This is a genomic window from Henriciella marina, from assembly GCF_027213945.1.
Lineage (GTDB): Bacteria > Pseudomonadota > Alphaproteobacteria > Caulobacterales > Hyphomonadaceae > Henriciella > Henriciella marina_A.
Genome location: NZ_JAPWGW010000006.1, coordinates 1 through 15,559, shown reverse-complemented (window position 1 = coordinate 15,559; position 15,559 = coordinate 1). Strand labels below are relative to the sequence as shown.

Sequence of the window (15,559 nt, the reverse complement as noted above, 5' to 3'; positions counted from 1 at the left end):
CTACAGGACAGTCGCTAAAGGCCTAGACGCGGCGGCGTTTAGGCGGGCGGCAGCCATTGTGCGGAATTGGGGTCGTATCGCGGATGGACGTGATGGTCAGGCCTGCAGCCTGCAGCGCACGAAGCGCGCTCTCTCGACCAGAACCTGGTCCACGAACGTTGACTTCAACAGTCTGGAGACCGTGCTCCTGCGCCTTCTTGGCAGCATCTTCAGCAGCAACCTGCGCAGCATAAGGGGTCGACTTACGCGAACCCTTGAAGCCCATCGTACCTGCGGAAGACCAGGAAATAGTATTTCCCTGAGCATCGCTGATGGTGACCATCGTGTTGTTGAAGCTGGAGTTCACATGCACGACGCCCGAAGAAATGTTCTTACGGGCGCGGCGGCGAACGCGGGTCGTATCACGAGCCATATCGGTCCTGTCCTATTTCTTCTTGCCGGCAATCGGCTTTGCCGGGCCCTTGCGGGTACGGGCATTGGTATGGGTGCGCTGTCCGCGGACCGGGAGGCGTTTGCGGTGGCGCAGGCCACGATAGCAGCCGAGATCCATCAGGCGCTTGATATTCATTGAAACTTCACGCCGCAGGTCACCTTCGACGATATAATCGCCGTCAATCGTCTCGCGAATCTGGATGACTTCTGCGTCGGTCAGGTCAGCGACACGGCGATGCGATTCGATACCAATCTTGTCGGTAATTTCGCGTGCCTTCGCCGGACCGATGCCGTGAATGTAACGAAGCGCGATTTCGACACGCTTGTTCGTCGGAATGTTTACGCCTGCAATACGGGCCATTGGGCCTCTCTCCTGAACTGCCGAAAGCGGGTCCGGCGCGAAACGAAAAACAACGCTCCGCGCGCGCGAACCCGACCTCTTAACGAAGTGCGTCGTTATAGACGTGCAATTCCCCGCGTCAACTGGGGAATTGCGGCTTTATGCGGTCTCTTTCAGCGCCTTTTCCACGCCTTCCGTAACCGTCTCTATACTGGCCATTCCATCGACTTCGCGAAGGATTCCGCGCTCTGCATAGAAAGGCAGAAGCGGGGCCGTATCCTCATTGTATTTCTCGAGCCTGGCGGCAAACGTCGCCGGGTTATCATCCTTGCGGCCCTGCTCTTCGAACCGTTTGGTCACGCGGGCCATCAACTGGTCCTCATCGACCACAAGACGGATCACACGATCAAGCCGCGTACCGCGCGAATCAAGAAGCTGGTCGAGCGCTTTGGCCTGCCCGAGTGTCCGCGGGAAGCCATCGAAGATGAAGCCCGCAGCGTCCTTGTTCTGATTCAGCTGATCATCGATCAGGTCGATGACGATCTCATCGGAAACCAGCCCGCCCTCATCCATGATCTTTGCAACCCGGTTGCCGAGTTCTGAACCCGACGCGCGAGCTGCGCGCAGCATGTCACCAGTGGAAAGTTGTACATAGCCATGTTCCTCGACGAGGCGCTTGGCCTGGGTACCCTTGCCCGCAGCGGGTGGTCCGAAAAGAATGAGATTCATCGTCTGCGTTTGCCTCCCAGCCGCGATTTCTTGATCAGCCCCTCATATTGGTGCGCGATCAGGTGCGACTGTATCTGTGTCACTGTATCCATCGTCACCGATACAACGATCAGTAGCGACGTGCCACCGATGTAGAAAGGAATTTCCGGCATATATCGGCGAAGCACTTCAGGCAGCAGACAGACGAAGACGAGATAGATCGCACCGATCGTCGTCAGACGGGTCAGCACATAGTCAAAATAGGCTGCCGTGTTCTTGCCCGGGCGAATCCCGGGGACGAAACCGCCATACTTTCTCAGATTGTCCGCGGTCTCCTGCGGATTAAACATGATCGACGTGTAGAAGAAGCAGAAGAATGCGACCAGCACGCCATAAGTGATGATGTAGGTCCAGCTGCCCGGCGAGAAATTGATCGCCAGCCACTGGAGAATGCCCGGATCACCCGCAGCAACCATCTGACCGTCCGGCCCTACCCCGGTATTACCGCCAACAAGGCCAACAGCGGTCATGGGAAGCATCAGGATCGCGATCGCGAAGATCGGCGGAATAACACCGGATGTGTTGAGCTTCAGAGGCATGAATGACGACTGGCCCTGGCTCATCTGGTTGCCCTGCTGGCGCTTCGGATACTGGATCAGGATCCTGCGTTGCGAGCGCTCAATGAAAACGATGAACAGGACGAGCGCGATAACGAGGACCAGGATGCCGAGCACGAAGACGACGTTGATTCCCTGCTCGCGTCCGCCGGAGAACAAGTTGAAGATGGCCTTCGGCATTTCAGCGATAATACCGGCAAAAATGATCAGCGAGATGCCGTTGCCGATGCCACGTGCCGTGATCTGTTCACCCATCCACATCAGGAACATGGTGCCGCCAACGAAGGTCGATACGGCCGTCAGGATAAAGAACCATTGGGCAATGCCGTCATAGGCAACGCTGGAAAGACCCATTGCAATGCCGAAGCCCTGGAAGAAGGCAAAACCAACCGTGAGATAGCGGGTATACTGGTTGATCTGCTTGCGGCCCGCCTCGCCTTCCTTCTTCAGCTTTTCAAGCGAAGGAATAGCCGATGTCATCATCTGAACGATGATCGATGCGGTAATGTAGGGCATCACGTTGAGCGCAAACACGCTCATCCGCTCAACCGCGCCGCCTGCAAACATGTTGAGCGAGCCCAGCATGCCGCCCGACTGTCTCTGAAAGAGTTGCTCAAACTGGGTAGGGTCGACGCCTGGCACGGGAATGTATGTGCCGAGACGATAGAGGACCAGGATGAAAAGCGTGAACAGGATGCGCGCCTGGAGGTCCTTTGCCTTCGCAAAGGTACCGAAGTTCATATTGCGCGCCATTTGCTCTGCGGCTGTGGCCAAAGGACCCTCCTACCCGAAATGAAATCGCCGCCAACATTGGCGGCGAGATCGTGTTTGTGAAGGTGTATAGACGAAAAAGACCCGCCTTACTCAGCTTTTTCAGCAGCTGCCGCCCCGGTTACCGTAACGGAGCCGCCCGCTTTTTCGATCGCTTCGATCGCCGCTTTGCTAGCGCCTGTGACGGTGATCTTTGCATTCTTGGGCGCATCACCCTTTGCAAGGAGACGGATACCGTCTTTCGTGCGGCGGACAACACCGGACGCAACCAGCGTCTCTTCGGTAATGTCGTCGGCCTTGATCTTGCCGGCTTCGATCGCCTTGGTCAGACGGCCGAGGTTGACCCAGGCATGCGTCTTGGAGTTGCGAGCCGTAAAGCCACGCTTTGGCAGACGCATATAGATCGGCATCTGGCCGCCTTCAAAGCCGTTGAGGGCGACGCCGGAGCGTGCCTTCTGACCTTTGACGCCACGTCCGCCAGTCTTGCCCTTGCCGGAGCCGACGCCGCGGCCAACGCGATGGCGGCTGTGGGTGGAGCCCGCATTTGGAGAGAGTTCGTTGAGTTTCATCGCTCTATTCCTGACTGGCGTTTGAAAGGGTCGCCCCTATACGCCTACTCTTCTACGACTTCAATAAGGTGTGACACCTTGGTGATCATGCCCTGAACGGCCGGGGTATTCACGAGCTCGCGCTCGCGGCCGATCTTGTTCAGGCCGAGGCCGATCAGCGTTGCGCGCTGCTCGGGCTTACGGCGGATCGGGCTCCCGACCTGGCGGACCTTGATCGTGTCTGCTTGCTTCTTGGCCATCATCAGATTCCTTCTCTAAATCAGGCGGTCTCGGAAATGCCGGCTTCGGACGCACCATCGGTGCGGCGGCCAACAATATCCTGAACCTTCAGGCCGCGCTTCGAAGCGACGGAACGTGGGCTAGCCTGTTCCTTGAGCGCCTGGAAGGTCGCACGGACCATGTTGTAAGGGTTCGACGAGCCGTTGGACTTTGCAACGACGTCCTGGATGCCAAGGACTTCCATAACAGCGCGCATCGGACCACCAGCGATCACGCCTGTACCTGGAGGCGCTGCGCGGAGGATCACCTTGCCTGCGCCCCAGCGGCCTTTGCCATCATGATGCAGGGTGCGACCTTCGCGAAGCGGAATTCGAACGAGGTTGCGCTTTGCTTCCTCGGTTGCCTTACGGATCGCTTCTGGCACCTCGCGGGCCTTGCCCTTGCCGAAGCCAGCGCGGCCTTTCTGGTCGCCAACGACGACCAGGGCTGCGAAACCGAAATTCTTACCGCCTTTAACCGTCTTTGCGACACGGTTGATGCCGACGAGCTTGTCAGTAAGCTCGCTCTGCTCGTCTTGGCGGTCGTCTCTGCGCCCGCGTCCGCGGCCGCGTCCTCGTTCTTCTGCCATACTGGCCTCCTAGAACTTCAGGCCGCCCTCACGGGCGGCGTCTGCCAGGGCTTTCACCCGGCCGTGGAACATATAGCCGCCGCGGTCGAAGACGACGTCTTCTACACCGGCCTGCTTGGCGCGCTCTGCGATGAGCTCACCGATTTTCTGTGCCGCTGCAACGTCGCTCGTCGCCTTGAGCTGCTCACGCAGGTCTTTCTCAAGCGTCGATGCTGCCGCAACCGTCAGACCCTTTTCATCATCGATGATCTGGGCAGAGATGTTCTTGTGCGAGCGGGCGACCGACAGACGCGGCTTGCCCTCTGCAACCTTGCGGAGCTTGGCACGAACGCGCTGGGCGCGGCGGAGTGTCTTTTCGCGTGTCGTCTTCATGGCGTTACTTCTTCTTGCCTTCCTTGCGGCGGACGTATTCGCCAGCATAGCGCACGCCCTTGCCCTTGAATGGCTCTGGCTTGCGGAACTGGCGGATCTCAGCGGCAGCCTGGCCAACGGCCTGCTTGTCAGCACCCGACACGATAACCTCGGTCGGTTTCGGCGCTTCGAGCTTGATGCCGTCTGGTGCCTTGAAGATCACATCGTGGGAATAGCCGAGCGACAGTTTCAGGTCATTGCCCTGCATCTGTGCACGATAACCAACGCCGACGAGTTCAAGTGACTTGGTGAAGCCTTCGGCCGCACCGTGGACGACGTTCGCAGCGTTTGCGCGCGCCGTGCCCCACTGGGTGCGAACCTTGGGGTCCAGAGCCTCAGCAAAGGTCATCTTCTTGCGGCCCTTGGCATCGTTCGCCTTGATGCGCTCATTTGCTTCCGCGACATAGTCTTCGCGCGGCATGATCGACAGCTCGCCGTCTTTCAGCTCTGCGGAAACCAGCTCCGAAACCGTGAACGCAAGGTGACCCTTCGGGCCCTTCGCTTCGATCTTGTTGCCGTCCACTGTAACGGTTGTGCCGTTAGGGACAGGAATTGGGAGTTTTCCAATACGGGACATATCAGTTCATCCTCGTCCTAGAAGACCCGGCAAAGGATCTCGCCACCAACATTCTCGTTACGTGCGACAGCGTCAGAGATGACGCCCTTCGACGTGGAGAGAATGGAGATGCCCAGCCCGTTGCGGACCAGCGGCAGATCATTCACCGAAGAATAGACGCGACGGCCAGGCTTCGAGACCCGACGGATCTCGGAGATGACCGGTGCGCCATCGAAATACTTAAGCTCGATCTCGACATTGCGATGACCGTCTTTCTCCACTTCCGTGTAACCACGGATGTAACCCTCGCTCTGCAGCACGTCGAGGACGCGCAGACGGAGTTTAGAGGATGGAGAGACAACCTTCGTCATGCCACGCATCTGCGCATTGCGGATGCGGGTCAGGAGATCGCCAAGGGGATCGGAAATATTCATCTTGGTTCCTCCTTTCCTACCAGCTTGACTTGACCAAGCCCGGGACCATGCCGAGCGAGCCAAGCTCGCGCAGCGCGATACGGGACATTTTCATCTTGCGATAATAACCGCGCGGACGGCCTGTGACCTGGCAACGGTTACGAACGCGGTTCGGTGCGGAGTTGCGTGGAAGTTCCGCCAGCTTCAGGCGAGCCTTGAAGCGGTCTTCCAGCGGCAGATCCTCATCCATCGCCATTGCTTTGAGCTTCGCGCGACGGGCCGCATACTGGGCGACCATCTTGCGACGCTTCTCGTTCTTCTCGATTGCGCTTTTCTTAGCCATATCGTTTCGTCCTCAAGCGCTAGTTACGGAACGGGAAGCCGCAATGCGCGAGCAGCGCCTTGGCTTCTTCGTTCGTCTTGGCGGTGGTGCAGACAATGATGTCCATACCGCGAATGTCCTCGATGTCGTCATAGTTGATCTCGGGAAACACAATCTGTTCCTTGAGACCCATGGCGTAATTGCCGCGCCCATCGAAGCTCTTGCCGTTCAGACCACGGAAGTCCTTCACACGCGGAAGAGCCATGTTGGTCAGACGGTCCAGGAACTCGTACATACGGTCGCGGCGAAGCGTGACCTTTGCACCGATGATCATGCCTTCGCGAAGCTTGAAGCCGGCAATCGACTTGCGAGCCTTCGTTGGCACTGGCTTCTGACCAGAGATCTTCTCGAGCTCAGCGAGCGCGGTCTTGATCTTCTTGGAGTCAGCGACAGCTTCGCCAACGCCCATATTGATCACGACCTTGTCGAGCTTCGGTACCATCATCTCGTTGGAGTATTTGAACTCCTCAAGAAGCTTCTCGCGAATCTCATCACGATACTTGGATTTGAGACGGGGTTTGTAATTATCAGACATCGATCGATTCCCCTGAACGCTTGGCATAGCGCGTCTTGCGGCCATGCTCGTCAGTCTTGAAGCCAACACGGGTAGCCTTGCCGTCGCGCGGGTCCACAATCGCCACGTTGGAGATGTGGATCGGCGCTTCAAATGTCTTGATGCCACCTGGGTCCATTTGCGACGGGCGCTGATGACGCTTTACAACGTTCACGCCCTGGACAACGACACGGTTTTCAGCCGGGATAACCTTGAGCACTTCGCCCTTGGCACCCTTGTTACGGCCTGCCGTGACGATGACGCGATCACCTTTTTTCACTTTGGCAGCCATGACTACAGCACCTCCGGAGCCAGCGAGACGATCTTCATGTGGTTCTTGGCGCGAAGCTCGCGCGGAACCGGGCCGAAGATACGTGTCCCGATTGGTTCGCCATTATTGTTCACAAGCACGGCGGCGTTGGTGTCAAACCGGATGACAGAGCCGTCACGGCGCTTGATGTCCTTGGCGACGCGAACCACGACAGCGCGGCGAACGTCACCCTTCTTCACGCGGCCGGTCGGAATTGCTTCCTTGATCGACACCACGATGATGTCGCCGACAGACGCATAACGACGGCCTGCGCCACCCAGCACCTTGATGCACTGAACACGGCGAGCGCCGGAATTGTCAGCCACGCGAAGGTTGGACTGCATCTGAATCATGAGTCAGCTCCTTCGCTAGCAACAACTTCCCACGTCTTCAGCTTCGAGCGCGGCGGGCATTCACGGATCGTGATGCGCTCGCCCTCGACAGCGACGTTGCCCTCATCATGGGCGTGATACTTTTTTGAGCGGCGCACGATCTTCTTCAGAACAGGGTGAAGAAAGGTGCGGTCGATGCGGACCACAGCCGTCTTGTCCTGTTTCGTGGACACCACAACGCCTTCCATTACGCGCTTTGGCATGTCTCTTCTCCTACGCCTCTGCTTCCGCTTTGGCCTGTTCGGCGAGAAGAGTCTTCACACGCGCGATATCGCGGCGGACTTCCTTCACCCGGGCCGTCTTTTCCAGCTGGCCAGTCGCCTGCTGAAAGCGGAGGTTGAACTGTTCCTTCTTCAGCTGAACAAGCTGCGCTTGTAGCTGGTCGGCACTCTTGGAACGCAAATCACCGGTTTTCATGACTAGATCCCCTCAATGCGTTTGATGATCTTGGTCTTGATCGGCAGCTTTGCGGCGCCGAGTTTCAGAGCCTGGATCGCAACTTCGTCTGGGACACCGTCTATCTCGAACAGGATACGGCCAGGAGCCACCCGAGCGACCCAACGGTCGATCGAACCCTTACCCTTACCCATACGAACCTCAATCGGTTTCGCCGAAACTGGCGTGTCCGGGAAAATGCGGATCCACACCTTGCCCTGACGCTTCATTTCACGCGTCACAGCACGGCGGGTCGCCTCAATCTGACGGGCAGTAACCCGCTCTGGCTCAAGCGCCTTCAGACCGAACGAGCCGAAGTTAAGGCTGTAGCCCCCCTTCGCAGTCCCGCTGATACGGCCTTTGAACGCCTTGCGGTATTTCGTACGTTTTGGCTGCAGCATGTTTTACGCTCCCGCGCCTTGCGGACCGGAAGCCGGGCCACGCTGATTGGTCGAACGCGCACGTGCCTGGCCTGAATCTTCGGCCTTGCGGTCTTGCGCCATCGGATCGTGCTCCATGATCTCACCTTTGTAGATCCAGACCTTGATACCGATGATACCGTAGGTCGTCTCTGCTTCGGCGGTGCCATAGTCGATGTCGGCACGGAGCGTGTGCAGCGGCACGGAACCTTCTGCATACTGCTCGGTCCGCGCGATTTCTGCGCCGCCGAGACGGCCGGCAACCATGATACGCACACCAAGCGCACCGAGACGCATCGAGTTCTGGATCGAACGCTTCATCGCCCGGCGGAAAGAGCCGCGGCGCTCAAGCTGACGCGCAATGTCCTCGGCGACGAGCGTGGCGTCGATCTCCGGCTTACGGATCTCGACGAGGTTCACGCGAACTTCGTCTTCGGTCATCTTCGACAACTTCTTGCGAAGCACTTCGATATCAGCACCCTTCTTGCCGATCACCAGACCCGGACGGGCCGTGTGGATCGTAACGATGCACTTCTTGTGCGGACGCTCGATAACAATGCGGGAAATACCCGCCTGCTTGAGCTCCCGCTTGATCGTGTTGCGGATTTTCAGGTCTTCATGAACCAGACGGCCATAGTCTGCCGTGTCGGCATACCAGCGGCTGTCCCAGGTCCGGTTAACACCTAGACGAAACCCGACGGGATTGATCTTCTGACCCATTACGCGGCCTCCGCTTCAGCTGATGTATCGCGCAGCACGACGGTGAGCTGCGAGAAAGGTTTCACGATACGCGCCGCGCGGCCACGGGCGCGGGCACGGATGCGCTTCATGACCAGGTTCTTGCCAACATGCGCTTCAGCAACGACGAGGCTATCGATATCGAGACCGTGATTGTTCTCAGCGTTCGACATCGCCGAATACAGCACCTTGTAAACGTCCTTGGCAGCTCGCTTGCGCGAGAACTGCATCTGGTCCATCGCCTTCTGCACCGGAAGACCGCGGATCTGCTGAGCCAGAAGGTTCAGCTTCTGCGGGCTCGAACGGTACATGCGCAGTACTGCGCGCGACTCGTTGGAGGCCTGTTTCGGAGGATTCTTTGCCTTACCCATGGCTTACTTCCTCTTGGCTTTCTTGTCGGCGCCGTGGCCATAGTAGGTGCGGGACGGCGCAAATTCGCCGAACTTGTGACCCACCATTTCCTCGGTGACGAGAACGGGAACAAACTTGTTGCCGTTGTGAACCTGAAAGTTCAGGCCCACGAATTGCGGCATGATGGTCGAGCGGCGCGACCAGGTCTTGATGACTTCGCGGCGCTCTGAAGCTTGTGCAGACTCTGCTTTCTTGAGCAGATAGCCGTCGACAAACGGACCTTTCCATACGGAACGTGGCATATCTCTCTCGCTCCCTAGCGTTTCGCGTTACGGCGACGGATGATCAGACGATCCGAAGCCTGTGTCTTACGGGTTTTAGGACCGCGGGTTTTCTTACCCCACGGAGTGACCGGGTGACGGCCGCCCGAAGACTTGCCTTCACCACCGCCGTGCGGGTGGTCGACCGGGTTCATTGCGACACCGCGGACCTTAGGACGCTTGCCGAAATGGCGAGCGCGACCGGCTTTCGACAGCACGGTGTTCATGTTGTCCGGGTTGGACACAGCACCAATGGCAGCAAGGCAGCTATCCGGAACCATGCGAAGCTCGCCAGAGGAAAGCTTGATCTGGGCATAGCCTGCATCACGACCAACGATCTGGACGTAAGTACCGGCAGAACGTGCGATCTGAGCGCCCTTGAGCGGCTTCATCTCGACATTGTGCACAATGGTACCGACCGGAATGTTCTTCAAAGGAAGAACGTTACCTGGCTTGATGTCCGCAGTCTTGGACGTCATCACCTTGTCACCAACAGCCAGACGCTGCGGCGCAATAATGTAGGCCTGTTCGCCATCGGTGTAGCGGATGAGCGCGATGAATGCGGTCCGGTTCGGATCGTATTCCAGACGCTCGACGGTCGCCTCGATATCCCAGCGCTGACGCTTGAAGTCGATCTTGCGGTAAAGACGCTTTGCGCCGCCGCCGATACCGCGAACGGTGACGCGACCACGGTTGTTACGACCGCCGGACTTCGAAAGACCCTCGGTCAGAGACTTCACTGGACGGCCCTTGTACAGCCCCGACTTGTCGACGATGACAAGCTGACGCTGACCGGGCGACGTTGGATTGAATGTCTTGAGTGCCATATCGCTCTCCTACAGTCCGGTCGTGATATCGACGGACTGGCCGTCTTTCAGCGTGACGATCGCCTTCTTCGTGTCAGAACGCTGACCGAGCTTTCCGCGGAAGCGCTTGGTCTTGCCCTTCTGGACGATCACGTTGACCTTGGTCACGTCGACCTTGAAAAGGTTTTCCACGGCGTCCTTGATCTCAGCCTTGTTGGCCGTGACAGGAACCTGGAAGACGATCTTGTTTTCTTCAGCGAGCAGCGTTGCCTTTTCCGTGATGTGCGGAGCGAGCAGCGAGTCGTAGTGGTGTGCTTTCACGTCAGCCATGACCTATTTCCCCTCGAAACGCGCGCCGATACCATCGAGCGCATCCTTGGTTACAACCAGTTGGCGACGGCGCATCACGTCATAGACGTTAAGACCAGCAACTGGCAGAACGTCGATATTCGGAATGTTGCGAGCCGCTTTCGCGAAGTTCTGGTCGACTTCGGAGCCACCGATGATCAGCGCGTTCTCAACGCCGAGTGCCTTGAACTTTGCCGAGAGCTCTTTCGTCTTCGCTTCCGACAGTTTCGCTTCGTCGAGCACGATGAGCGAACCGTCCTTCACCTTGGAAGACAGAGCGTGTGCGAGCGCAAGCTTGCGCACCTTCTTTGGAAGATCATGCGCATGGCTGCGAACGCGCGGGCCGTGCGCGACAGCGCCGCCAACGAAGATGTTCGCGTTACGCGAACCGTGACGAGCGCCGCCCGACCCCTTCTGGCGGATGAATTTCTTGGTCGTAACCGAGACCTCACCACGTTCCTGGGTCTTGTGCGTGCCAGCCTGGCGCTTCGCGAGCTGCCAGCGGACGGTACGGTGCAACAGGTCAGCACGAATATCGGTCAGGCCAAAGATGGCCTCATCGACACTTGCCTTACCAGCCGACTTGCCGTCGAGATTTTTGACGTCGAGTTCCATTATTCACCAGCCTCCGCATTGTCGGCTTCAGCAGATTGGGCTGCAGCGCCCTTGCCACGGAACGAACCTTGAGCAGGCGCATCTTCATGGATCGCCCTTTTCACCGCATCGCGAACTTCGACGTAAGACCCATCGTGACCCGGGATCGAACCCTTGACGAGGATCAGGCCGCGCTCTGCGTCAGTGCGGATGATTTCGAGATTCTGGATGGTCACGCGCTCGGTGCCGTAATGACCCGCCATCTTCTTGCCCTTGAACACCTTACCCGGATCCTGGCACTGACCAGTCGAACCGTGGGCACGGTGAGAGATGGAGACACCATGTGTCGCGCGAAGACCACCGAAGTTCCAGCGCTTCATGGCGCCAGAGAACCCCTTGCCGAGCGTAATGCCCGCAATGTCAACACGCTGGCCAGCTACGAAGTGATCGGCAACCACTTCCGCACCAAGCTCAGGAAGCTCGTTAGAGGTCACACGGAACTCGACCAGCTTGCGCTTTGGTGCAACGCCTGCCTTGGCAAATGCTTCGCGCTGGGCTTTCGCCGTCCGCTTGGCTTTCGCCTCGCCAACACCCATGACGACGGCATTGTAGCCATCATTCCGGGTGACGGTGACTTTCCCTTTCTTCTTGCCGCGATTGACGCTGACGTCGCGGTCAGCATCGGTGCGGTGACCGACAACCTGACAGCCGTCAAGCGACAGAACGGTGACAGGAACGTGACGCCCCTCGTCGTTGAAGATTCGGGTCATACCCAGCTTCTGGGCAACAACCCCGGTACGTGACGCCGGAAGTGCCATCTTAGCGCGCTCCCTCAAGTTTGATCTCGATGCCAACACCAGCCGAGAGGTCGAGCTTCATAAGCGCGTCGACGGTCTGCGGGGTCGGGTCGACAATGTCGAGAATACGTTTGTGCGTGCGGATCTCGAACTGGTCGCGGGACTTCTTGTCGATGTGCGGCGAGCGGTTCACCGTGAAGCGCTCGATACGTGTCGGCAGCGGGATCGGGCCACGCACATCAGCGCCGGTGCGCTTTGCGGTGGACACGATCTCTTTCGCCGACATGTCGAGGGCGCGGTGATCGAAGGCTTTCAGCCGGATCCGGATATTCTGTTTTTCCATCGTACGGTATCCCGTCAACATGAATGTTGCGCCAAGGCGCACGCTTTAGAAGCGCCCGGACGCAATCGGCTCGAATTGTTTCGTTTCGGTGGGAAGCGTTTGCCTGAAACTGGCACTGCCGACCCTTCGAAGGGCGCGGTGTATGGGATTTGCAGGAGGCCGTCAACAGTTCATGACGGAATCTTTGCAGCCGCGATCAGGTCAGTTCAGTCAGCTTCAATATTGCAATGCGGACGGGCATCGACAAAGGTCTTCCTCTGGCTTGACCCTAGGCCCCGTAAAGGACCCATGCCCCGTGACTGATGACCTGTACCACATGGCTCGGGCCGTGCGCGAGAATGCGCATGCCCCTTATTCAAAATTCAAGGTCGGCGCCGCAATCCGTTCGCCCTCCGGTATCCATGTCGGCTGTAATGTTGAGAACGCGGCCTTTCCGGATGGCATCTGCGCTGAAGGCGGCGCTATTACTTCTATGGTGGCTGCGGGCGACACCGAGATTCTCGAAGTACTCGTCTATGCCGAATCCGATTCGCTTGTGACGCCCTGCGGGGGTTGCCGCCAGAAGCTGTCCGAGTTTGCAGGTCCGGACGTAAAGATTACGATGGCCGGGCCAGCCGGTGTCATGGTCACAATGACAATGGCCGAGCTTCTGCCTGCCGCATTCCTGTTCAAGCCAGCCTGACGAGCTCTGCCAGTATTTCATCAGCGGCGGTGTGCAGGATATTCGTCCCATGGCCGGACAATATTCGACTCACCGTGTTTGGCCTTTCTTTGAGATGTTGCGTCACCTGCTCGGCCGAAATCACTGGATCGTCGCCTGCATTCAGCCACACCTGCGGCACGGATACCGAATCGAGATCATCGCTCCAGTCAGCCATGGCAGACGCGCCGTCACGAACCCAGGCCTCGCCGCCCTGCTCAACGGCGTGGTATAGTCCCAAGGCCTGAACCTCGAACAATCTCGGATCTGACAGCGTCGCAAGGTCCGTAGGCGCGTTCGCAAACTGGGTCATCAGGAAAGCTCTCGGCCCCCTCATGCGGTAAACTGGCAAACCAACAGACATCACCATTCTCATCACCGAAGGGGCGTGCCGCGATGCGATGGCTGCGAATCGGGTCTGTCGATCCATATGAGACAGGTGCCGGTCCTCGTCTATCGGAATGCCACCACCGATCAGCAAAAGTCGCTTGGCTCGATCTCCGAGAGCCCTGGCGATCCGGAAACCGTGCGAAGCACCGCCCTGATGAATACACAGCCCAACCGAATCCAGCGAGAGCGAACCGACCAGCGCAAGCGCGTCCTCAACCACGGTCTTCTCGAAACCCTTCCGGCTCTGGCTCGGACACGTATATCCGAAACCCGGCCTGGATGGTGCGATCAGACTTATATCCGCATCGGTCAGCCACCTTTCGAAGTCTGCGGTGAAGAACGGCCCCTGCAAATAGCCATGGACGAACAATACCGGTCGGCGCCCTGCTCCGACCCGGTACCAGGCGAGCTGTCGACCTTCGGCAACATTCAGCGTGTGAAGGCCGTCGCGCGGCGTGACCCACGCCTCTGCCGGACGAACACGGTTCGCTTGCGGTAGTTGCCTCAACAAAAAGGCAATACTTGCGCAAAGCTGGACAACATCGCTTATCCGCGAACACCCTGTTTTCCTCAAAATGCTTTTGGACTGAACCTTTACCGTTTCCAGGGCCCGCATTCTCCGGGCAGCGATGTCCTTTGGTTTAAGATTGGCAAGATACCCTTCCAGCACCTCGCTCTCACTGGCAGTCAGACCAAACGCGTCACGTAGTCGCTCAATCAGGGTCTCGGACCAGTCGATATACGAAAGCGATACGACCACCCTGCCCTCGTGATCGTTTGGTCTCTGGATCAGAGCGAGGCAGGCGCGCAGCTCTAGGCCCGTCTCGACACTGGTGAGGATGATCCGGTCCTGGGCTTTGCGAGGTTCTGGCCGCATGAACCGGCGGATGTCGTGAAGCGCGGAGCGATCAAGGGGAAGCTCAACCAATGTGCACGGAAACTCTCGTGCCATGAGCTGCGCTGCGGCTTTGTTGCCAACAACCTGCTCACTACCCGACGAAATTTCGAGGATCGCATGAAAAGTGTCGCTTGCCGCACCCTCCCGGACCGCAGCGGCGCTGACCAGGGTAGCGATCCTGTTGGCGTGAGCATCAAGGCCATCGTCGATGTCGCTGTATCGTGGCACATCCGGTGCTATCGCGCCGGTCTCATCTCCGTCGAAAAAGTACGCCATTGCGGCATCGAGGAAACCGTCGAACTGGTTCGTCGAAGCCGGCACTTCGTACGCAGCGCCGAGCATCTCGAAATAGCGTTGCTTCAGCGACATCGGGTTCTTGGTCTATCTGCAGTGAATGATACACATATGCACAGCCAATTCTGTCGCGGCAAGCTTACCCTGCCAGCAAGACGCTAATGAGCCGACGCCAGCGATCGGCCTCATCCCCGTCAACCCGGACATCGCGCATAAAAAAGGGCCGCCTCTTACGAGACGGCCCCTCTTGTCTGCATTTCAGCCTCTCTGGGAGGCGAAAAGGTCTTACTTGGAGACGCTGGAGACGACGCCTGCACCGACGGTGCGGCCGCCTTCGCGGATCGCGAAGCGAAGGCCTTGGTCCATGGCGATCGGCGCGATGAGCTCAACTTCCATCTTCACGTTATCGCCCGGAAGGACCATTTCCTTGTCCGCTGGAAGCTTCACAACACCCGTGACATCAGTCGTACGGAAGTAGAACTGTGGACGGTAGTTGGTGAAGAATGGCGTGTGACGGCCACCCTCTTCCTTGGTCAGGATGTAGGCTTCTGCCTCGAACGTGGTGTGCGGCGTGATTGAACCTGGCTTACAGAGAACCTGGCCACGCTCAACGCCCTCACGGTCGATACCGCGGATGAGTGCGCCGATGTTGTCGCCAGCCTGCCCCTGGTCGAGCAGCTTGCGGAACATCTCGACGCCCGTAACGGTCGTCTTCTGGGTGTCGCGGATACCGACGATCTCGACTTCCTCACCAACCTTGATGATGCCCGTCTCGACGCGGCCGGTCACAACCGTACCACGGCCGGAGATCGAGAACACGTCCTC

At 58.3% G+C, this 15,559-nt stretch carries 28 protein-coding genes; 1 reads left to right on the top strand and 27 read right to left on the bottom strand.

Features of this window, described 5'->3' with window-relative positions; genetic code table 11:
- Positions 1–22: 22 nt before the first annotated feature.
- From rpsK to rpsJ, 25 genes are all read right to left on the bottom strand, one after another.
- Positions 23–412 (bottom strand): 30S ribosomal protein S11, encoded by a 390-nt coding sequence (gene rpsK / locus O4G74_RS15430; protein WP_119377944.1) that lies wholly within the window; start codon positions 410–412, stop codon positions 23–25.
- A gap of 12 nt (positions 413–424) precedes the next feature.
- Positions 425–793 carry a 30S ribosomal protein S13 gene (rpsM, locus tag O4G74_RS15425; protein ID WP_269403435.1) on the bottom strand — a complete coding sequence of 123 codons (369 nt, stop codon included), beginning with the start codon at positions 791–793 and terminating at the stop codon, positions 425–427.
- Between the two features lie 138 nt (positions 794–931).
- Positions 932–1,501 (bottom strand): adenylate kinase, encoded by a 570-nt coding sequence (locus tag O4G74_RS15420; RefSeq protein ID WP_269403434.1) that lies wholly within the window; start codon positions 1,499–1,501, stop codon positions 932–934.
- The gene (gene secY, locus O4G74_RS15415) at positions 1,498–2,871 is read right to left on the bottom strand and encodes a preprotein translocase subunit SecY (protein ID WP_419715407.1); all 1,374 of its coding nucleotides are present in this window, start codon (positions 2,869–2,871) and stop codon (positions 1,498–1,500) included. The genes O4G74_RS15420 and secY overlap by 4 nt, the downstream gene beginning before the upstream one ends.
- Positions 2,872–2,957: 86 nt before the next feature.
- Positions 2,958–3,437: a 50S ribosomal protein L15 gene (rplO, locus tag O4G74_RS15410; protein WP_269403433.1), complete on the bottom strand. Its 480-nt coding sequence runs from the start codon at positions 3,435–3,437 to the stop codon at positions 2,958–2,960.
- A 44-nt stretch (positions 3,438–3,481) separates the two neighbouring features.
- Positions 3,482–3,679 (bottom strand): 50S ribosomal protein L30, encoded by a 198-nt coding sequence (gene rpmD, locus O4G74_RS15405; protein ID WP_182482107.1) that lies wholly within the window; start codon positions 3,677–3,679, stop codon positions 3,482–3,484.
- 17 nt (positions 3,680–3,696) lie between these two features.
- The gene (rpsE, locus tag O4G74_RS15400; RefSeq protein WP_269403432.1) at positions 3,697–4,284 is read right to left on the bottom strand and encodes a 30S ribosomal protein S5; all 588 of its coding nucleotides are present in this window, start codon (positions 4,282–4,284) and stop codon (positions 3,697–3,699) included.
- Between the two features lie 9 nt (positions 4,285–4,293).
- Positions 4,294–4,656, bottom strand: a complete 363-nt coding sequence (gene rplR, locus O4G74_RS15395) for a 50S ribosomal protein L18 (RefSeq protein ID WP_119377950.1) — start codon at positions 4,654–4,656, stop codon at positions 4,294–4,296.
- Between the two features lie 4 nt (positions 4,657–4,660).
- A complete protein-coding gene (rplF, locus tag O4G74_RS15390) occupies positions 4,661–5,272 on the bottom strand; it encodes a 50S ribosomal protein L6 (RefSeq protein WP_269403431.1) in 612 nt (203 codons plus the stop codon).
- Between the two features lie 17 nt (positions 5,273–5,289).
- The gene (rpsH, locus tag O4G74_RS15385) at positions 5,290–5,685 is read right to left on the bottom strand and encodes a 30S ribosomal protein S8 (RefSeq protein WP_018146803.1); all 396 of its coding nucleotides are present in this window, start codon (positions 5,683–5,685) and stop codon (positions 5,290–5,292) included.
- 16 nt (positions 5,686–5,701) lie between these two features.
- Entirely contained in the window at positions 5,702–6,007 is a 306-nt protein-coding gene (rpsN, locus tag O4G74_RS15380) for a 30S ribosomal protein S14 (protein ID WP_119377952.1), read from the bottom strand.
- Between the two features lie 19 nt (positions 6,008–6,026).
- Positions 6,027–6,581: a 50S ribosomal protein L5 gene (rplE, locus tag O4G74_RS15375; protein ID WP_269403430.1), complete on the bottom strand. Its 555-nt coding sequence runs from the start codon at positions 6,579–6,581 to the stop codon at positions 6,027–6,029.
- Positions 6,574–6,891 carry a 50S ribosomal protein L24 gene (rplX, locus tag O4G74_RS15370; protein WP_269403429.1) on the bottom strand — a complete coding sequence of 106 codons (318 nt, stop codon included), beginning with the start codon at positions 6,889–6,891 and terminating at the stop codon, positions 6,574–6,576. Before rplX ends, rplE begins: the two co-directional genes overlap by 8 nt.
- Positions 6,892–6,893: 2 nt before the next feature.
- Entirely contained in the window at positions 6,894–7,262 is a 369-nt protein-coding gene (gene rplN / locus O4G74_RS15365) for a 50S ribosomal protein L14 (protein ID WP_018146799.1), read from the bottom strand.
- A complete protein-coding gene (rpsQ, locus tag O4G74_RS15360; RefSeq protein ID WP_119377955.1) occupies positions 7,259–7,504 on the bottom strand; it encodes a 30S ribosomal protein S17 in 246 nt (81 codons plus the stop codon). The genes rplN and rpsQ overlap by 4 nt, the downstream gene beginning before the upstream one ends.
- Positions 7,505–7,514: 10 nt before the next feature.
- A complete protein-coding gene (rpmC, locus tag O4G74_RS15355; protein WP_269403428.1) occupies positions 7,515–7,718 on the bottom strand; it encodes a 50S ribosomal protein L29 in 204 nt (67 codons plus the stop codon).
- Positions 7,719–7,720: 2 nt separating this feature from the next.
- On the bottom strand, positions 7,721–8,137 hold the full coding sequence (rplP, locus tag O4G74_RS15350) for a 50S ribosomal protein L16 (protein ID WP_269403427.1): 417 nt from the start codon (positions 8,135–8,137) through the stop codon (positions 7,721–7,723).
- Between the two features lie 3 nt (positions 8,138–8,140).
- Positions 8,141–8,875 carry a 30S ribosomal protein S3 gene (gene rpsC / locus O4G74_RS15345; RefSeq protein WP_119377958.1) on the bottom strand — a complete coding sequence of 245 codons (735 nt, stop codon included), beginning with the start codon at positions 8,873–8,875 and terminating at the stop codon, positions 8,141–8,143.
- Complete coding sequence (gene rplV, locus O4G74_RS15340; protein WP_119377959.1) at positions 8,875–9,264, bottom strand: 50S ribosomal protein L22; 390 nt, start codon at positions 9,262–9,264, stop codon at positions 8,875–8,877. The genes rpsC and rplV overlap by 1 nt, the downstream gene beginning before the upstream one ends.
- Positions 9,265–9,267: 3 nt before the next feature.
- Positions 9,268–9,546 carry a 30S ribosomal protein S19 gene (gene rpsS / locus O4G74_RS15335; protein ID WP_119377960.1) on the bottom strand — a complete coding sequence of 93 codons (279 nt, stop codon included), beginning with the start codon at positions 9,544–9,546 and terminating at the stop codon, positions 9,268–9,270.
- Positions 9,547–9,560: 14 nt separating this feature from the next.
- A complete protein-coding gene (gene rplB / locus O4G74_RS15330) occupies positions 9,561–10,391 on the bottom strand; it encodes a 50S ribosomal protein L2 (RefSeq protein ID WP_269403426.1) in 831 nt (276 codons plus the stop codon).
- Between the two features lie 9 nt (positions 10,392–10,400).
- Positions 10,401–10,700: a 50S ribosomal protein L23 gene (locus O4G74_RS15325; RefSeq protein WP_269403425.1), complete on the bottom strand. Its 300-nt coding sequence runs from the start codon at positions 10,698–10,700 to the stop codon at positions 10,401–10,403.
- A 3-nt stretch (positions 10,701–10,703) separates the two neighbouring features.
- The gene (gene rplD, locus O4G74_RS15320; RefSeq protein WP_269403424.1) at positions 10,704–11,333 is read right to left on the bottom strand and encodes a 50S ribosomal protein L4; all 630 of its coding nucleotides are present in this window, start codon (positions 11,331–11,333) and stop codon (positions 10,704–10,706) included.
- Complete coding sequence (gene rplC / locus O4G74_RS15315; protein ID WP_269403423.1) at positions 11,333–12,130, bottom strand: 50S ribosomal protein L3; 798 nt, start codon at positions 12,128–12,130, stop codon at positions 11,333–11,335. Before rplC ends, rplD begins: the two co-directional genes overlap by 1 nt.
- A gap of 1 nt (position 12,131) precedes the next feature.
- Positions 12,132–12,452: a 30S ribosomal protein S10 gene (rpsJ, locus tag O4G74_RS15310; RefSeq protein WP_018146788.1), complete on the bottom strand. Its 321-nt coding sequence runs from the start codon at positions 12,450–12,452 to the stop codon at positions 12,132–12,134.
- Between the two features lie 142 nt (positions 12,453–12,594).
- Between rpsJ and cdd the strand changes: the two genes are divergently transcribed.
- The gene (cdd, locus tag O4G74_RS15305) at positions 12,595–13,134 is read left to right on the top strand and encodes a cytidine deaminase (protein ID WP_331283530.1); all 540 of its coding nucleotides are present in this window, start codon (positions 12,595–12,597) and stop codon (positions 13,132–13,134) included.
- Here the strand turns inward: cdd and O4G74_RS15300 are convergent.
- Together O4G74_RS15300 and O4G74_RS15295 are read right to left on the bottom strand one after the other, a co-directional pair.
- Entirely contained in the window at positions 13,121–14,809 is a 1,689-nt protein-coding gene (locus O4G74_RS15300; protein WP_269403421.1) for an alpha/beta hydrolase, read from the bottom strand. The two genes, cdd and O4G74_RS15300, sit on opposite strands and share 14 nt — an antisense overlap.
- A gap of 210 nt (positions 14,810–15,019) precedes the next feature.
- The coding region (locus O4G74_RS15295) for an EF-Tu/IF-2/RF-3 family GTPase (RefSeq protein WP_269402836.1) at positions 15,020–15,559 on the bottom strand (540 nt) is incomplete at its 5' end.

Excerpts from the sequence above, each read along its gene's own strand:
- O4G74_RS15300 (WP_269403421.1), bottom strand. The coding sequence starts at position 14,809 with ATGTCGCTGAAGCAACGCTATTTCGAGATGCTCGGCGCTGCGTACGAA.
- rplV (WP_119377959.1), bottom strand. The coding sequence starts at position 9,264 with ATGGGTAAGGCAAAGAATCCTCCGAAACAGGCCTCCAACGAGTCGCGC.
- rpsQ (WP_119377955.1), bottom strand. The coding sequence starts at position 7,504 with ATGCCAAAGCGCGTAATGGAAGGCGTTGTGGTGTCCACGAAACAGGAC.
- rpsC (WP_119377958.1), bottom strand. The coding sequence starts at position 8,875 with ATGGGTCAGAAGATCAATCCCGTCGGGTTTCGTCTAGGTGTTAACCGG.
- rpsN (WP_119377952.1), bottom strand. The coding sequence starts at position 6,007 with ATGGCTAAGAAAAGCGCAATCGAGAAGAACGAGAAGCGTCGCAAGATG.
- rpsM (WP_269403435.1), bottom strand. The coding sequence starts at position 793 with ATGGCCCGTATTGCAGGCGTAAACATTCCGACGAACAAGCGTGTCGAA.
- rplR (WP_119377950.1), bottom strand. The coding sequence starts at position 4,656 with ATGAAGACGACACGCGAAAAGACACTCCGCCGCGCCCAGCGCGTTCGT.
- rpsK (WP_119377944.1), bottom strand. The coding sequence starts at position 412 with ATGGCTCGTGATACGACCCGCGTTCGCCGCCGCGCCCGTAAGAACATT.
- rpmC (WP_269403428.1), bottom strand. The coding sequence starts at position 7,718 with ATGAAAACCGGTGATTTGCGTTCCAAGAGTGCCGACCAGCTACAAGCG.
- rpsJ (WP_018146788.1), bottom strand. The coding sequence starts at position 12,452 with ATGGAAAAACAGAATATCCGGATCCGGCTGAAAGCCTTCGATCACCGC.
- rplN (WP_018146799.1), bottom strand. The coding sequence starts at position 7,262 with ATGATTCAGATGCAGTCCAACCTTCGCGTGGCTGACAATTCCGGCGCT.
- rplB (WP_269403426.1), bottom strand. The coding sequence starts at position 10,391 with ATGGCACTCAAGACATTCAATCCAACGTCGCCCGGTCAGCGTCAGCTT.
- rpsS (WP_119377960.1), bottom strand. The coding sequence starts at position 9,546 with ATGCCACGTTCCGTATGGAAAGGTCCGTTTGTCGACGGCTATCTGCTC.
- rplD (WP_269403424.1), bottom strand. The coding sequence starts at position 11,333 with ATGGAACTCGACGTCAAAAATCTCGACGGCAAGTCGGCTGGTAAGGCA.
- rpsE (WP_269403432.1), bottom strand. The coding sequence starts at position 4,284 with ATGGCAGAAGAACGAGGACGCGGCCGCGGACGCGGGCGCAGAGACGAC.
- cdd (WP_331283530.1), top strand. The coding sequence starts at position 12,595 with ATGGGATTTGCAGGAGGCCGTCAACAGTTCATGACGGAATCTTTGCAG.
- rplX (WP_269403429.1), bottom strand. The coding sequence starts at position 6,891 with ATGGCTGCCAAAGTGAAAAAAGGTGATCGCGTCATCGTCACGGCAGGC.
- rplC (WP_269403423.1), bottom strand. The coding sequence starts at position 12,130 with ATGGCACTTCCGGCGTCACGTACCGGGGTTGTTGCCCAGAAGCTGGGT.
- O4G74_RS15325 (WP_269403425.1), bottom strand. The coding sequence starts at position 10,700 with ATGGCTGACGTGAAAGCACACCACTACGACTCGCTGCTCGCTCCGCAC.
- rplE (WP_269403430.1), bottom strand. The coding sequence starts at position 6,581 with ATGTCTGATAATTACAAACCCCGTCTCAAATCCAAGTATCGTGATGAG.
- rplF (WP_269403431.1), bottom strand. The coding sequence starts at position 5,272 with ATGTCCCGTATTGGAAAACTCCCAATTCCTGTCCCTAACGGCACAACC.
- O4G74_RS15420 (WP_269403434.1), bottom strand. The coding sequence starts at position 1,501 with ATGAATCTCATTCTTTTCGGACCACCCGCTGCGGGCAAGGGTACCCAG.
- rplP (WP_269403427.1), bottom strand. The coding sequence starts at position 8,137 with ATGCTGCAGCCAAAACGTACGAAATACCGCAAGGCGTTCAAAGGCCGT.
- rplO (WP_269403433.1), bottom strand. The coding sequence starts at position 3,437 with ATGAAACTCAACGAACTCTCTCCAAATGCGGGCTCCACCCACAGCCGC.
- rpmD (WP_182482107.1), bottom strand. The coding sequence starts at position 3,679 with ATGATGGCCAAGAAGCAAGCAGACACGATCAAGGTCCGCCAGGTCGGG.
- rpsH (WP_018146803.1), bottom strand. The coding sequence starts at position 5,685 with ATGAATATTTCCGATCCCCTTGGCGATCTCCTGACCCGCATCCGCAAT.